The organism is Pontibacillus salicampi, from assembly GCF_042434395.1.
Lineage (GTDB): Bacteria > Bacillota > Bacilli > Bacillales > BH030062 > Pontibacillus > Pontibacillus salicampi.
Genome location: NZ_JBHLTP010000003.1, coordinates 455,166 through 470,820, shown reverse-complemented (window position 1 = coordinate 470,820; position 15,655 = coordinate 455,166). Strand labels below are relative to the sequence as shown.

At 40.2% G+C, this 15,655-nt stretch carries 19 protein-coding genes; 2 read left to right on the top strand and 17 right to left on the bottom strand.

From position 1 onward, the window contains the following. Window positions 1–179: 179 nt before the first annotated feature. A complete protein-coding gene (locus ACFFGV_RS03805; protein ID WP_377345243.1) occupies window positions 180–1,052 on the top strand; it encodes an SDR family oxidoreductase in 873 nt (290 codons plus the stop codon). 164 nt (window positions 1,053–1,216) lie between these two features. Here the strand turns inward: ACFFGV_RS03805 and ACFFGV_RS03800 are convergent, their stop codons facing one another. The 16 genes from ACFFGV_RS03800 to ACFFGV_RS03725 form a co-directional block, all read right to left on the bottom strand. Further along, entirely contained in the window at window positions 1,217–1,906 is a 690-nt protein-coding gene (locus ACFFGV_RS03800) for a Na-translocating system protein MpsC family protein (protein ID WP_377345242.1), read from the bottom strand. Between the two features lie 127 nt (window positions 1,907–2,033). Then, the gene (gene paaX / locus ACFFGV_RS03795) at window positions 2,034–2,909 is read right to left on the bottom strand and encodes a phenylacetic acid degradation operon negative regulatory protein PaaX (protein WP_377345855.1); all 876 of its coding nucleotides are present in this window, start codon (window positions 2,907–2,909) and stop codon (window positions 2,034–2,036) included. A gap of 127 nt (window positions 2,910–3,036) precedes the next feature. After that, window positions 3,037–4,236, bottom strand: a complete 1,200-nt coding sequence (locus ACFFGV_RS03790; protein WP_377345241.1) for an acetyl-CoA C-acyltransferase — start codon at window positions 4,234–4,236, stop codon at window positions 3,037–3,039. Between the two features lie 18 nt (window positions 4,237–4,254). Then, a complete protein-coding gene (locus ACFFGV_RS03785; RefSeq protein ID WP_377345240.1) occupies window positions 4,255–5,106 on the bottom strand; it encodes a 3-hydroxyacyl-CoA dehydrogenase in 852 nt (283 codons plus the stop codon). Between the two features lie 70 nt (window positions 5,107–5,176). Beyond that, entirely contained in the window at window positions 5,177–6,694 is a 1,518-nt protein-coding gene (locus tag ACFFGV_RS03780; RefSeq protein ID WP_377345239.1) for an aldehyde dehydrogenase family protein, read from the bottom strand. A 19-nt stretch (window positions 6,695–6,713) separates the two neighbouring features. Next, on the bottom strand, window positions 6,714–7,487 hold the full coding sequence (locus tag ACFFGV_RS03775) for an enoyl-CoA hydratase-related protein (RefSeq protein WP_377345238.1): 774 nt from the start codon (window positions 7,485–7,487) through the stop codon (window positions 6,714–6,716). 8 nt (window positions 7,488–7,495) lie between these two features. Continuing rightward, window positions 7,496–8,272 carry an enoyl-CoA hydratase/isomerase family protein gene (locus ACFFGV_RS03770; protein WP_377345237.1) on the bottom strand — a complete coding sequence of 259 codons (777 nt, stop codon included), beginning with the start codon at window positions 8,270–8,272 and terminating at the stop codon, window positions 7,496–7,498. Beyond that, on the bottom strand, window positions 8,265–8,573 hold the full coding sequence (locus ACFFGV_RS03765; protein ID WP_377345236.1) for an EthD family reductase: 309 nt from the start codon (window positions 8,571–8,573) through the stop codon (window positions 8,265–8,267). Before ACFFGV_RS03765 ends, ACFFGV_RS03770 begins: the two co-directional genes overlap by 8 nt. 42 nt (window positions 8,574–8,615) lie before the next feature. Next, window positions 8,616–9,089, bottom strand: a complete 474-nt coding sequence (gene paaD / locus ACFFGV_RS03760; protein WP_377345854.1) for a 1,2-phenylacetyl-CoA epoxidase subunit PaaD — start codon at window positions 9,087–9,089, stop codon at window positions 8,616–8,618. Between the two features lie 43 nt (window positions 9,090–9,132). Next, window positions 9,133–9,948 (bottom strand): 1,2-phenylacetyl-CoA epoxidase subunit PaaC, encoded by an 816-nt coding sequence (gene paaC, locus ACFFGV_RS03755; protein WP_377345235.1) that lies wholly within the window; start codon window positions 9,946–9,948, stop codon window positions 9,133–9,135. Then, window positions 9,945–10,298: a 1,2-phenylacetyl-CoA epoxidase subunit PaaB gene (paaB, locus tag ACFFGV_RS03750; RefSeq protein ID WP_377345234.1), complete on the bottom strand. Its 354-nt coding sequence runs from the start codon at window positions 10,296–10,298 to the stop codon at window positions 9,945–9,947. The genes paaC and paaB overlap by 4 nt, the downstream gene beginning before the upstream one ends. Before the next feature lie 14 nt (window positions 10,299–10,312). Continuing rightward, window positions 10,313–11,281 (bottom strand): 1,2-phenylacetyl-CoA epoxidase subunit PaaA, encoded by a 969-nt coding sequence (paaA, locus tag ACFFGV_RS03745; protein WP_377345233.1) that lies wholly within the window; start codon window positions 11,279–11,281, stop codon window positions 10,313–10,315. Window positions 11,282–11,665: 384 nt separating this feature from the next. Then, window positions 11,666–12,466 carry an MBL fold metallo-hydrolase gene (locus ACFFGV_RS03740; protein ID WP_377345232.1) on the bottom strand — a complete coding sequence of 267 codons (801 nt, stop codon included), beginning with the start codon at window positions 12,464–12,466 and terminating at the stop codon, window positions 11,666–11,668. Between the two features lie 263 nt (window positions 12,467–12,729). Continuing rightward, entirely contained in the window at window positions 12,730–12,894 is a 165-nt protein-coding gene (locus ACFFGV_RS03735) for a hypothetical protein (RefSeq protein WP_377345231.1), read from the bottom strand. A gap of 34 nt (window positions 12,895–12,928) precedes the next feature. Continuing rightward, the gene (locus ACFFGV_RS03730) at window positions 12,929–13,315 is read right to left on the bottom strand and encodes an FAS1-like dehydratase domain-containing protein (protein WP_377345230.1); all 387 of its coding nucleotides are present in this window, start codon (window positions 13,313–13,315) and stop codon (window positions 12,929–12,931) included. Between the two features lie 118 nt (window positions 13,316–13,433). Then, window positions 13,434–14,162, bottom strand: coding sequence for a hypothetical protein (locus tag ACFFGV_RS03725; protein ID WP_377345229.1), 729 nt, complete (start codon window positions 14,160–14,162; stop codon window positions 13,434–13,436). Window positions 14,163–14,765: 603 nt separating this feature from the next. On the opposite strand from ACFFGV_RS03725, the gene ACFFGV_RS03720 reads away from it, so the two are divergent. After that, window positions 14,766–15,134 (top strand): PspC domain-containing protein, encoded by a 369-nt coding sequence (locus tag ACFFGV_RS03720; protein WP_377345228.1) that lies wholly within the window; start codon window positions 14,766–14,768, stop codon window positions 15,132–15,134. Here the strand turns inward: ACFFGV_RS03720 and ACFFGV_RS03715 are convergent. Then, entirely contained in the window at window positions 15,056–15,478 is a 423-nt protein-coding gene (locus ACFFGV_RS03715) for an organic hydroperoxide resistance protein (RefSeq protein ID WP_377345227.1), read from the bottom strand. The two genes, ACFFGV_RS03720 and ACFFGV_RS03715, sit on opposite strands and share 79 nt — an antisense overlap. Between the last annotated feature and the right edge of the window lie 177 nt (window positions 15,479–15,655).

Below are 15,655 nucleotides of genomic sequence, written 5' to 3'. Positions count from 1 at the left end.
TTTTTGGACCATTTTGGACTAACAGCCTCCTACACATATGAAGAGACGGTACTCATTTTTCATTAGTTTAATTTGGTAATGAAGTGGAATATATAAAAGGCAAGTCATTATATTAGAAAAATACAATAATCTAAACGGAATGACATTTAAAACAGATATACAATTAGAGGAGGATAAGCATGACAAACCGTTATAATCGACAAATAGATGGTCAGCCTGCACAGGAACAAAATCGCCAGCCTGGCTATGAAGCCCCGATGAATCCAGCACCTCTTCAAGCAGATGAAGACTATCAAAGCGGCAACAAGCTGAAAGGCAAGGTAGCTCTCATTACTGGAGGTGACAGCGGCATCGGTCGTTCTGTTGCTATTGGATATGCCAAAGAGGGTGCTGATGTTGCAATATCCTACTTGGATGAACACGAGGATGCACAATACACTAAACAAAAAGTAGAAGAGGAAGGGCGTAAAGCCATTATCATTCCTGGTGATGTAGGCTATGAAAATACTTGCCGTGACATCGTAGAAACAACAGTAGACCAGTTAGGGAAGCTGGATATACTTGTGAATAATGCTGCCGAACAACATCCGAAGGATTCCTTAGAAGATATTTCAGCAGAACAGCTTGAGCAAACCTTCCGAACAAATGTGTACTCCATGTTCTATATGACAAAAGCTGCCCTCCCTCATTTACGTAGTGGTAGCGCCATCATTAACACGGCTTCTATTAACCCATATGTTGGAAACGAAGAATTAGTGGACTACACTTCTACAAAGGGTGCCGTGGTTGCGTTTACCCGATCTATGGCGCGTCAATTAATAAACCGTGGCATTCGAGTAAATGGGGTAGCACCTGGCCCAATTTGGACACCATTAATTCCTTCAACCTTCCCGGCAGACGAAGTCGAAAGTTTTGGTCAGAACACTCTAATGGGACGTACAGGACAGCCTGTTGAGCATGTTGGCAGCTACGTCCTGTTAGCTTCTGATGACTCATCGTATATGACCGGACAATTTATTCATATAAACGGAGGCATGTTTACCTCCAGTTAACTTTAAGCTGCCCTCAAACGGGCAGCTTTTTTTGTTAAACTTAAATGGGGAAAGGGCTGTTAATATCCGTGAGTCTTTTATGAGATGAGTATTTATTATTGAGACGTGTAACCAGCAAGACAAATAAAAGCTGAAAACCCTCTGTGAGAGTTCTCAGCTTTTCCTTATTTTTGATTTGGTTTTAGTATTAAAACGACATAGCTTAAATCCTGGTTAAAGTCCCAATCTACAAATGCATCCCCTACTGGTAATCCTAAAATTTGTTCAAAGGAAGCGGTATTAATTAATCGTTTCTCTAAGTGTCGTTTCACTAATTTCAGCTTTTGCTCAAAACCTGATCGTATTAGTTCTTTTTCAATAGGGACGAGTATTCCTTTTCGGATGATTAATAACGTTCGATCATTTATATAAAAGGATTCTATCTTTTCCGGTGCCTTTTCTGCCTGTTTGCTAACGTGATTAATTTCCTCGTGCACCTCGGCCTTCTCTTCATATTCATCTGTATGAGATACATGATCTTCTTGATGCATCACTCCTATAATAATGCCAGATCGATTGGATAGACTCCAGTCGTAGTACATTTCTTGCAGATGTATATCAGCTGTTACATTTATGGTTGCCTTCATTTCCGGAAGTAGTTCGCGCATGAGCATGTCTCTTGTTTGTTCCACACGTTCCTGTTCACTCTGATTAACTAGTATCTTTTCCATTGGTGCTAGAAAGTCTCGGACATGAATCGTAATGAATGGTTTTTTTATGGATACATATACGGATGAAGGTCCTTTACCAAAATTATCCCGAAGCAATTTACCTACGTAGCTTGATATCTCTGATTCAATTGGCTTATTAGACATTATGACAACCCCTTTGTTACAGTTGGAAGATTTCAATGTAGAAATCTATATGTATAGTATGTACCCAACCTGTTCGCTCTTAACCCTATAAAAAAGGCACTGATTTCATTTGAAATCAGTGCTTTTCCTACTCCATCATTAGCGGATGATTATATACATTGTATGCTTTGTCCTTTTGTGTTAATTCATTTCCGTTTCGAAACACTTCCTCAAAGAAGCGGTTAGCTGGTTCTGCCAATTCTTTGTAGTAGTCTGAGAACAATGAGGCTGCATGGCCTCCGTACCATTTAGATGGTAGTAATTCTTCAGGTAAGCCTGGGTCCACGAATAAGAATTTCCGATACTCATGGACAAGCTTCGTTCTTTCTACAAAACATTGGGCATCTGACATATCACCTTGATGGATTTTATTCTTATCAATGATGAACCTTTGGCTGTAATGGCGGATAAACTCACTGTACCGATTATTTATTTCCTCCAGGTCCCAGCTTTTTTCTACAATCCGCTCATTCTCATGGGGACCATTATATTCAGATAAGAACACGTCTACATACTCCTCAATGTCATATTTTTCAATTAGACGATTAACCTTATCCTCTAAACGGTTTGGAGATATCCACAAACTACTCGATAGTGAGCCAAAGCCGCTCCAAATCAATTCCTTTCGCAGCTCATCACGCAGACTTCTTTTTTCTTCGGGGATGGAATACAATAGCATCCGCCATTTACCATCCCAAGTGTCTGGCTTTAATTTGAAAATACGCTGACCAGCTTCATCTATACGTTTTACACCACGGCTTGTAAGCGAGTAATAGCTTTTGTTCCCTTGTTTTTCTCCCTCCAGCCAACCTTGCTTACTCATTCGAGACACAGCAGCTCTAACAGCCTGTTCATTATGCCCAAACTCCTTCAATAATCGTATTAGGCTGCCAATCCATATTTGGTTTCCGTAATGACGTATATAGTCACCGTATATAGTAAAAATCATCGATCTCGTATTCATTCCCATATGGAACACCCTTTACCTCATCATTTTGCCTATCTTCTTGAAATTATGACAATTATAACACGTAAAGGGAGAAGTCCATATCCTATAAATCGTCATGATTCTACAAATTCTCCGCATACGCCTATATATTTTCGACAACAGTTGCGATCCCTTGACCCACACCTACGCACATCGTAGCAAGCCCAAGCTCTACATCTCGTTTCTTCATTTCATGTATTAACGTAGTAAGGATTCTAGCACCACTTGCCCCTAATGGGTGACCAAAGGCAATAGCTCCACCATTCACGTTTACTCTTTCTTGGTCTAATTCTAACTGTCGGATACATTCTAATGATTGCGCCGCAAACGCTTCATTTAATTCTACTAGACCAAAATCATGACTGGACACACCACTTCGTTCCATTATTTTTCTAGTAGCATTTATTGGACCCAGCCCCATAACAGCAGGCTCTACCCCAGCTGTAGCAGCCATACGATATTTTACAAGAGGCTTCAATCCTAATGATATTGCCTTTTGCTGAGACATGAGGAGTAACGCCGATGATCCATCATTAATACCAGAGGCATTTCCGGCTGTAACCGTTCCATTCTCAAACAAGGAGGGCAATGCACTCAGTTTATCGAAGGTAGTACCGGGTCTCGGGTGCTCATCGAGGTCCATCACGGATTGCTCCCCTCGCTTATTTGTAGAAGTAACCGGTATAATTTCGTTGTCGAATCTTTTAGATTCCATGGCAGCTTTAGCACGTTGTTGACTTTGTAATGCAAACTGATCCTGTTCTTGTCGGGTAATATGATAGCGTTTGGCAACATTCTCTGCAGTTTCAGGCATACTATCTGTTCCATACATTTCTTTGAGCTGATTGTTTACAAACCTCCAGCCTATGGTTGTATCATAGAGCTGCTGATTTCCCCGTTGAAAGGCCGTTTCGTTTTTCCCCATTACATAAGGTGCTCGTGTCATACTCTCTGTGCCTCCAGCGATGAACACGTCTCCCTCACCGGCCATAATAGCTCTCGCAGCATAGTTGACAGCATCTAAGCCTGATCCACACAACCGATTTAGTGTTGTACCTGCAACACTAACTGGTAACCCAGCTAGTAATGCGGACATTCTGGCGACATTTCTATTATCCTCGCCCGCCTGATTGGCATTTCCTAATATCACTTCTTCGATATCGTCACCTGATAATTGTGGATTCTGCTCCATAATTGCCTTGATTGCAATAGCTCCTAGGTCATCTGGTCTAATATCCTTTAAAGCACCTCTGTATCGCCCAATCGGTGTCCTCACTGCATCCACTATTACTACGTCCTGCATGATTTCCTCCCCTTCCTGCTACTGATAATTATACACACCTCGACCTGATTTCTTCCCTAGCCTTCCAGCTTTCACATACTGCTCTAACAAAGGAGCTGGTCGATATTTCTCCCCTAACTTATCATGGAGGTATTTTAAATTATTCAACCTGGCATCTAACCCAACCAAATCGCCTAGTTCAAACGGTCCCATTGGATAGTTCAGCCCTAGCTTAATTGCCTTATCTATCTCTTCAGGTGAGCCGACGCCTTCCTGGAGCATATAAAATGCTTCATTACCTACCAGAGCGGAGATGCGGCTTGTTACAAACCCAGGAAATTCATTTACCACTACGGTTTCTTTTCCCATTTGTTCCGCTACATTCCGAATAATCTGTGCTGTTTCATCGCTTGTTTCCAATCCCTTTACCATTTCTACTAGCGGCATTTTATGTACAGGGTTAAAGAAATGCATCGCCATTACCATTTCTGGTCGTTTCGTGTAGGAAGCAATTTCTGTTGGACTCATCGTGGATGTATTAGTTGCAAAATAACAGGAGGGATTTGCATATTGATCAATTGCTTCAAATACCTTCTGCTTTACCTCTGCTATCTCTGGCACCGCTTCAATTATGAGCTGAGCTGATGCCGCCGCCTCTTCCAACGAGCTTGTGTAAGTCAGGCGTTTAATACCAGCCTCAGCCTGTTCGGTTGAGAGCTTTTCACGCTGAACGCCTTTTTGAAACAGAGTAAGCAACTCCTCTTCCGCCCGCTTTAACTGCTCTTTATTTACATCCACAACCGTAGTAGCAAAGCCCCCAACTGCACTAACATACGCAATACCTCTTCCCATTACACCTGATCCAACAACGACAATTTGTTCTACTTTCATAGGAAGTCCTCCTTATTCTTTCTCGTAAAAGAAAGGAATGTAAGCTTGTCACTTACATTCCATCTCTCTTTTATATACCTAGTGGATTCAAATGCTTGTTTCCATAGTAGGAAAGGATACTCTTCGTTTCTGTATAGAGTTCAAGGGTTTCAGTAGAGAGCTCACGCCCAAAGCCGGATTGCTTGTAACCACCAAACGGTGTACCCGGGAATGCAGAGAATGGGCAATTTACCATTACAATACCTGCTTTAATGCCATTCGCTACACGAGTTGCTCTTCCGTGGTCTTTTGTCCAAACCGCTGAACCCAAACCATATTCGCTATCGTTTGCTAGCTTTAGAACTTCCTTTTCATCAGAGAATTTCATAACTACTACCACTGGTCCAAAAATTTCTTCTCTAACTGCTTTCATAGTATGATCCACATCAGCAATTATGGTCGGCTCATACCAATATCCTGCTTCAAACCCTGGTACAGAAGCTGCTTGGCCACCAGCAAGTATCGTTGCTCCATCTGCTTTTGCGGACTGAACATACCCATCGATAACATCGACCTGATCCTGATTAATGATAGCTCCAATATGTGTTTCCTGTTTCATTGGATCATCTAATTGGAGCTGCTTGGTTTTAGCAACAAATTTCTCCATAAATTCATCGTAAATGTCTTCATGTACATATAATCGGGAACGGGCTTCACAAGATTGACCTGTGTTATAGAAAATACCGAACAATGAACCATCCACTGCTGCATCGACATCAGCGTCATTGAATACGATGCTTGGCGATTTGCCGCCTAGCTCTAATGTTACGCGTTTTAAAGTCTCAGACGCTTTACCCATAATGTCCTTTCCAACTGGAGTTGATCCGGTAAAGGCAACTTTATCTACTTGATCATGCTCTACTAGATAGTTCCCCACTTCTGAACCAGATCCTGTTACAATATTCACTACTCCTTCTGGCACGCCAGCCTCAGAACAAATTTCCCCAAGCACTATGGCAGTAAGCGGTGTTAAGGAAGCTGGTTTTACCACTACGCTACAGCCAACAGCGATAGCAGGAGCAATCTTCCATGCAGCCATCATCATTGGATAATTCCAAGGGATGATTTGGGCACATACTCCAACAGGCTCTTTTTCTGTATAATTGTGAAATTGACCAGGAACTGGGTTTACTTCACCCTTATGTCCAACAATAGCACCTGCATAAAACTCAAAATCCTCAATGGACTGCATAACTTGCCCTTGAGCGGCTGCTAGTGTTTTTCCACTATTCATTACCTCTAGCTCTACAAGCTCATTAAAACGAGAGCGCATAATGGAAGCAATTTTGTTAAGCACACGGGACCGTTTTCCTACTGGATATTTTCTCCATTTACCGTTATCAAAAGCATGACGAGCGGCAGCTACTGCTTGATCAACATCTTCTCTAGTAGCTTTTGGAAATGTTGCAATTGCTTCCCCAGTAGCAGGGTTATATGTAGTCATAGTCTGAGATGATACAGATTCCACTCGCTCCCCGTTTACAATCATTTGATAATGCTCCCGCTTCATTTCTAATACTTCTAATTTCGCATCCTTGGTTGTTGCCATGTTATCCTCTCCTTATATATTATTTACCCTGAAACACTGGTTTCCTTTTTTCCATGAAAGCATACACACCTTCTTGATGATCCTCAGATAGCCCAGCTATCCGCTGTCCATATGCTTCTTTCTCTAAATAAGCTGGTAAGCTGGTATTCCAGCCTTCTTTCATGTATCGCTTAATTAATCCAATCGCTTTGGTAGGCATCTGCGCGACGTGTAAAGCAAAAGCGCGCACCTCTTCTTCAAAATCATCAGCAGCAAATAGTCTCGTTACCAGATTAAGTTCTTTTGCTTCTTCAGCAGAAATCTTTTCTCCAAGTAAAGCTAATTCTAGCGCCTTTGCCTGCCCGATTAACTTTGGTAAATAATATAGATTTGCAGCATCTGGAATAAGCCCAATATGAACGAATGCTTCTACAAAGGTAGCTTTATCAGACACTAACCTAAAATCGCACGCTAATGCTAAGCTGAATCCAGCCCCTGCTGCTACTCCATTCACTGCTGCTATTATTGGTTTCTCACAGGCATCTATTTCTTTTACAACTGGGGCATAGCTAGTACGTAGCACTTCTCCATAATCTGTTCCTTCTTCTACATCCCCAAGATCCTGTCCAGAACAAAATGCTCTGCCAGCACCAGTTAGGACTACGGCTCTTACTTCATGATCACTTGAGGCTTGTTTGACAGCTTTTCTTAATTCACTATTTAATTGCAGTGTGATGGCGTTCAGCTTGTCCGGTCGATTCAAAGTAATCGTTGCTACTCCATCCGTAACGTCGTACGCAATTGTTTCGTACATGTGAACCCCTACTTCCCCTTAAATTGTGGATTACGTTTTTCTATAAAAGCATGCATTCCTTCTTTCTGGTCCTCTGAAGAAAATAACAAGTAGAAATTCTTTCGTTCCAGCTTCATACCTTCTTCCAACGGATAGTCCTCTGCCTTTTGTACTGACTCCTTAATTAGACGAACACCAAGCGGTGGCTTTTTTGCAACCGTTCGAGCAAACTTTAACGTCTCCTCCATCAGCAACTCTGGTGCGATAACACGATTAACGATGCCCCACTCCAAAGCTTGTTCGGCAGATATCTTATCCCCTGTCCAGATGTATTCCAATGCTTTTCGTTTGCCAATTATTTTCGTTAGCTGCTGTGTTCCTCCTGCTCCTGGCATCACCCCAAGGTTCACCTCTGGAAACCCGAACTGTGCCTTATCTGTTGTGAACAACATGTCACAAATAAGCGCTAGTTCAAAACCCCCGCCCAATGCCAAACCATTAATGGCTCCAATGACAGGCTTTCTTGTTTTCATCAGCTGATCCCAATCTGCAAATTGATCAAGCAGCTCTAAATCCATTGGGCTTGCCTCTGCCATTTCCCCAATATCAGCGCCAGCTGCAAATGCACGCCCCTTTCCCGTGAGCACTATAGCCTGTACATGATCATTTTCATCACAAGCTCGAAATGCATCAACCAGCTCCAGCACCATATTGTGATTAATAGCATTCAATACTTCTGGACGATTCAGTTCAACAATAGCTATTCCATCTACTACTGTCGTCTCAATGTAAGAATACTTATTCATCCACTTCTTCCCCAATCATCATAGTGACAAGGTTGCCTGCAAAGCCCATTAAATCTTTACCAGAAGCCTTAGCCTCATCCGTTCTCATTGCTTCTTTTAGCGCGTCATGGCTGTCATAGTACATTTCACACATGAGATAAAATTTGCTCTCCTTGCCCATTGGATCCCCTACTATTTTGGTTACCTTCATATCTCGAAGACCGGGGATTTTTGCTGTAATAGGACCGTGAGTATTGAAATAATGCTCATCAAAGCTCTCTTTATCTTCTGGCTGTTTGTACAATGCAATTAGTTTTACCATCTATCTCGCTCCCTTTCTTTTTGTAATCGCTTTCTTTTTTTGCTATAACGTTGATACTGGCTTCATTGCCTCAAATGGATTCTTGCATGCTTTACAATATAATATACTTCGGCATGCAGTAGGCCCGAAAATATTGTCCAGTGTCGTATAGGTGGATCCGCAATAAGGGCAGTTCACATGCCACTCTCCCGTGCTCACCATTTTTTCAGGTGGCGGGGCAATCCCAAACTCCCTCAATTGTACGTGTCCCTGTTCAGAAATTCGGTCAGATGTCCAAGGTGGATGGTATATGAATTGAACATGGATATCCTCTATCTCTCCCAAAGAACTACGAATTTCCGATTCTACATTCTTTTGGATGATTTCTAATGCAGGACAGCCCATAAATGTAGGTAGTAGACTAATAGAAATGGATCTATCCTTCACTTCTACATGTTCTACCATTCCTAAATCTATAATATTGACGGTATCAATTTCAGGATCTTTCACATTTCGCAACACTTCATACACGTTCATTGTGTCAATTGTCACAGGAAACACTCCTTTCCTATGGATAGACTTACCAGGCTGCTGTTGGATCCTGTTGGTACACTTCACTTAAAGTATTCAGAGCAGAAACTAAATCCTCCGTATGCTCCCCAATGCGTCCATTCCCGCTTTTCATCTTAATGGCCACCTTATTTGGGATACGATGATTTTGCAGTAATAGCTTCATGTCAGCTAGCCAGGCTTCCGATAATTCATCTTCCGAAATAATAATCCCATTCTCAGCCAATTCTTTCCCATAAGTCCCCAGATGGAGCACACCTTGCATCTCATCACATACGAGCTGAAATGCCGCTAACATTCTTTCCTGTGGCTCGCCTGGAATAGATGTTAATTGAGTAAACCACGTTTGCCAGTGCATGAGATGATAATGTAACTCCATATTTACCTTCACAGCTATATGGGCTAAAGGTTCATAAGAGGATTGCTGCAAGGAAGCCATTTTCAGCTTTTTAGCTAATGTATAGCAATAATGTCTCGCAACCGCAAAAGCCCAATCATAATGTGGTTCTTTTAGATAATGCCCTGGACCATTTACTTCCTCTACGAGAATTGCGTTCTTTCGTTCAGCAGCAGTTCTCCCGTGGGCTAAATCGTTAGCCTTCCCCTCCCCTAATTGTTCTAATAGTTCATAGAACATAGTCGCATGCCCCATTGTATCTTGACTAATGGAGGAAAAAGCCACATCCTCCTCAATATGAGGAGCTAAGCCAAGCCATTCCGATCCACGATACGCTACCATAAAATCATCGTCCGCTAATTGATACAATAAATCTATCAGCGCTTTTTTATAGGAAGGGTTTGATAACAAATCCGTAGTATCCGTCATTTACTTTGGTCACCTCCCCACGATAAAATCTCTTTCTCATCCAGCATTTCTTGTTCATACTGACGCCATTTCTTTTTTAAATAGCCATAGCCTTTACTGTTTCGGTAGTCCTTATTGTCCAGCCGTTGCAGAGCTTGCCTTTCTTCCTGATCCATTTTCCTAATGTCAGATCTCTTCACAACCCAAATGTCGACTACTGGCTCCCTTCGCATGAAATTCTCCTGCGCCATCACCATAGCAATCTCTTCATTTGGTGCCAGTAAGCTGAACTGATGCTGAAAAGCTGCTTTATAGGTACGTTTACTAAAAACTTCATACTCCTGATAAAATGCTCTCTTCTTATCCTCCAAGCTGACGCTCCCCCTTACATTGCTTCGTTTGCTGGACTCAACGCTTCTCTTACCCATTCGTTATTATGATAGGACAATTCTCTTAAACGAAGACGTTCCTTAGATTTTGGTCCATTATTTTTAACAATCTCTTTAAAATAGTTCCAATCAGGTTGTTTATATACCCATAGCTCTGTTTCTTCATCGTAATACATAGAAGAATCAGGAAGATCTAAACCAATCGAAAGTGCTCTTGTGATATATTTGTTAAAGAAATCCTGACGGAGCTGTTCATTCGTTTTTGTTCGTATCTTATATTTAATTGTCGTATCCTGCTTAGATGACCCTGTGGTAGAAGCTTGCGCGGGACCAAAGAACATTAACAATGATTCCCACCAGCGATCCAATGAATCCTGAACCATCTTGCGCTGTTCATCTGTTCCTTCAGCCAACGCCATAATAATCGCCTCTCCGTGCTGTGCATGGAACACCTCTTCTGCACAAATACGCTGCAATGCTCTTGCATATGGACCGTAAGATGCGTTCAACATGTTTGTCTGGGTCATAATAGCAGCTCCATCAACAAGCCACCCTATTAAACCAGCATCCCCCCAGGTTGGCGCAGGCATATGGAATACATTATGGAATTTTAACCTTCCAGAAAAAAGATCCTGCATAATATCCTCACGATTTCTACCATATGGCTTCATTAAATCTTCAGCCACTCGAAGCAGTAATTGGCCATGCCCCATTTCATCCTGTACCTTTGCCATAATACCCAGTTTCCGTCTTAAGGTTGGAGCCTTTGGAACCCATTCCTTCTCCGGAAGCGCACCCATAATCTCACTTATGCCGTGCATAGAAATGAGCTTTATGAGTGTTTTACGATATTCTTCCGGCATCCAGTCATCCGCTTCAATCTTCTCCCCTGCATCTATCCGCTCCATAAAATGGGCGTGTTTCTCTTCTTCTGACAGTCGTTCAAATGTGGTAGTTATAGACATTCAAAACACTCCTTGATTAAATCTCCACGAAGCTATGAAGCCTTCATAGGTATTAAAGCGCTTTCATAAGTGAGCAAAAAAATAGCCCTTTCCGCTTATATAACGTTATATTACCGAGGCGCTTAATTTGTGTTATATTATTTACTTTAAAGATACAGGTAAAAAGGTAGTGTGTCAATACACTTTTCTGAAAATTAAAACAGAATGACCTGCACTACACATCGGAAATACATTTGGTTAAAGAGAGCTATTATTCCCTCCTTAACATGTTGAAACCACAGTAAGGGCGCTTTTACAGTAACTACAAAAGTCCACTAAAAAGGCACAGAGTGTGGCCTCTGTACCCTCCCATGTTCCTTTATTACAATTGTATAACCACATTTGTTACGTTTCTTGTAGAATCGATCGAATGATATGTTTGGAATCCCACTGCCGACTAGAATAGTATATTAAAGAAGGATTTTTCGGAAATAACTCTTTATTAATTTCAGATACCGGCTTACCTTGGTTATACATGTGATGTACTTTATCGCTTATTTCTTCTAAATACCTAAGCTTCATCGCTATCATCTCTTTACCATTAGAATGATAGCCAGAATGACAGCAATACATTTCCTCAAAGTCTAATTGTTGAACCGTTCTCAGGGAAGATATAATCTGAGGTATAGATTCTTCCTCCATTATTAACTTTGTTTTTGGAGTAACAAATAAATCCCCTGTGAACAATCTGCCATTCTCTTTATTAAATAGACACACATGGTGTTTTTCGTGACCAGGTGTTGGTATAATAGACCATTCATGATTTCTAGTATTTATCGTCTCTGGATAAGGGTGAGCATGAAAAGGCAGACGTTCTCCCCACATTAATTTTCTGTATAAAGGATAAGCTGCCTTCTTAGTACAATCCTCTATTGCACCTTCATGGATATAAATGGGAAGGTTATACTCCTTCTGCAGCCAAGCTGAGGTACCTGTATGATCCTCATGATTATGCGTGATACTAACAAAGTCAATATCATTAGAATATTCCTTATAAAATGGTATAAGCTTCTTTAAAAGCTTTGGTGCCCCTCCGTCAATTAACATCCCATCTATTATAAATTGATAAACGGACATGGAATAACCCAAAAACGACACTCTATTTAATAGTGCTGTAGTATGGTTAAATTGCTTAACTTCAATCATGGATGCATCCCCCCACACAAAACCTCTAATTCTATCCATTATGTTGCTGCTGAAGCTTCTTTGTTCTAATCTTTCCATCTAATCCAATAGCATCGCTGCTCTACTGTTGTTTTCTCCCTTCGAGCCAAAACTGATCTTATCAGCTATTTCCATAGGTCCCATTCAGAGCCAATAAAGTCTTCTACTTCCTCATACGTCATTCCTTGATCGATTTTGTCCTATTCTTTTACACATTTCACTGGCGAATATTCTGTATTTTCTTCTTATTCTACTCTCTTTAGTTGGGTGGATAATTCCTTAAGCAGATAAATGATTCTCACTAAACAGCCAAAGATAATGCCAAACCCAATGATGGAACCAAGTTCATGTAAGCTTAATAATAAGAAGCCGATTATACAGCCGGTTACGATTAAAAATGCTAAAAACACTACAGTACATCCTTCCTATAGACAATCTAGCATTTTATTGTAACACATCTTTAATAATGCCATAACTCGAACCTTTCATTACTTCCTTATTATCTTGGTTCGTATAAACAGTCTTCATCTCTATCTTTTTGTATCCTTCTCGTTGTTCTAATTTGTGTAAAGTCAATGCGCATGTAATAGTGTCTCCCGTAAATACAGGGAGGATAAATTCACTTACCATCTCTCTAGCAATATAATGTATATCTCCACCTATTTTCGTTCCGACACTGGCTGTTAATAATCCTTGTACCATTAGTCTCCCTTCCTCATCCGGCTCCACATGATGCCTGCCTAAATCTCCGGAAAGCTCCCCAAATGTTTGTACGTCTTCTTTAGTGAAGGTTCGGCTCCATGTAAATACGTCTCCCGCCTGAATATCCATTTATATTCCTCCTCCTATTTCGCTAATCTTACTATAGCACAAAAAATGAATGAATAATCAGTCATTTTATTCGTAAAAAAAGTATTTCTATAACAGAAATACTTCCTCCAAGCGTATTTTAATGAGAGGGATTCACAAGTTCACTATATTGTTGATGGATCGCATTAAGTAAAATGCGGACTACCGTTCCCTTAAATTGATCTGACACAGAAGCTTTCAAAGGGTTTTCATAATAGTATGCATTTAAGTCACTTCTATACATAAACCCGAGACTCTCCAGACCATGTACGATAGACAATGGTAAGCTGTCTAAACCTGTACGTGCTGTAAAATAGTGCGTAGGGTAAATCTTTACACCAACGTCATTTACAGTAGAGTGAATCACAAATAAATCGGTTGGCTGTTGTGTTATCCAAACACCTTTTGAAGAAATAGAAATACCAAAATATTCAATATTCGATATTTGTGCCAAGTTTATTCCATATATATCTAAGATAACTTGCATGGCTTCTTCTGCATAATCTTTATTATTTTTACCCTCAAAATAATGCTTCAGCACATCTGATTTTTTCATCTGCATAATTGCTTCATTTTCCTTTATCGTGTTAGGAAGATTCATGTTTTGCCGAACAGATGCCATTATCTCTTCTGGATAACGTGCCTTCACCAAAGACTGGTTCGTTGCCTTAGAAAATTCGTCACCCTCTGAATAATAAAGATAGGAGGATATTTCGTTCAAATCATATCCGTATATAGCAAGAACCGCCTTCTTAACCTCTTCTACTACTTCAGCTTTATTCTGGGATATGTAGTACGTTTCAAGCACTTCTACTTTAGGTTTATTCATCATAACAACTTCCTTTACAGTAGAATAATAATGTACAGCTTTTCCTTTTGATGCTGAACTGTTTACATTAATAAATAGATAGGAAGTGACGATCCTTGCCTAACTGATGTGAAATCTGTTTTTCAGGTAGTTATCTAATAGGAAAAAGTCCTCCAAATGAACCATTGCAATTTTCGAGAAACTTAAACAAAAATCATCATTATTTTTATTGTAACCTGAAATTAGTGAAAATGTAATATTATTTTTTGGGTTTTTTTATGAAGTTTGTATAAATAAATGAGGAAAAAGACCCCTTCACTATTCATAATAGGCAAATAGATTTCTCCATGTTAATACAATTACTCAAGCTTACCTATTTGTTTAAGAGTTTTTCATTCTCTTTTATTACTTATTTCTGTATTCGTATTTCCACGGGAGTCTCCGTGATCCAGCCCAATCAACTGCTCTTTCTATATTCCTTCCAAATTATCTCGAATCCAAGTCTTCCATTATATGATTTAACTTAACACCAAACAGATATCCTAAAAAGTATAAAAAAGGGTATTTATAGAAAATACGGAATTAGTATAATGCACTTCAGTACTTTGATGAGGAAGAGGCGGCATGAAGGAGAAAGGAGAGGATGGGTTGAAAATGAAAGTATGTAAAGCTCGAAAGGACAGGGCTATTAGCGGCGTTTGTGGAGGGATAGCAGCGTATTTCGGAATTTCTTCTTTTGCAATCAGACTATTATTCATTTTCCTGCCAGGAAATATAATTTTATACTTACTTCTTACTTATATCATGCCTGATGCTAGTCCCTCACTATTAATAAAAGAGGTAAAGCTTGTTGTCAACAAAATAACTAGAAGACACATTAAAAGGGATGTCGAAGCATCCCTTTTTTTGCTTATTTATTTAGTTTTGGTATTCAATGTAACCTCTATATTATTTCTTGTAGCTCTTGAATATGGGCATACCTGGTGGGCTTGATGAACAAGTTCTTCTGCTTCTTCCTGAGTTACTCCGCTGATTTCTGCATCGAGTTGAACTGCTAATCCAAATCCATCGCCTTCTTTACCAATACTTACTTTTGCAGTAATAGCAGATTCTATTTTCTTCTTGCTTTTGGAGGCTACTAATTGTAAAGCACTATCAAAGCATGCGGAATATCCTGCAGCAAATAATTGTTCTGGATTGGTTGCTCCCTCTTTTTCTTCACCGCCTAGAGACTTGGGCATGGATAAAGAAAAATCAATCGTTCCATCATTTGAGTTTACCGTACCTTTCCTTCCTCCTTGAGCTGTTGCTTGTGCTGTGTATAATGCTTTTTCCATTATAATCATCCTCTCTACATAATTGGTTTTGCACAATTTAATTTACTACAATCTTTTTACTTTGTCAAAAATTAAATTGCTCACAATGTAAATGGCGGCAATATTGTTATGTCACCTTACCTTTTGTATAATGATGGGAGAGCTCTGTTAAAAACCCATATTCATAGTCGGTGCATT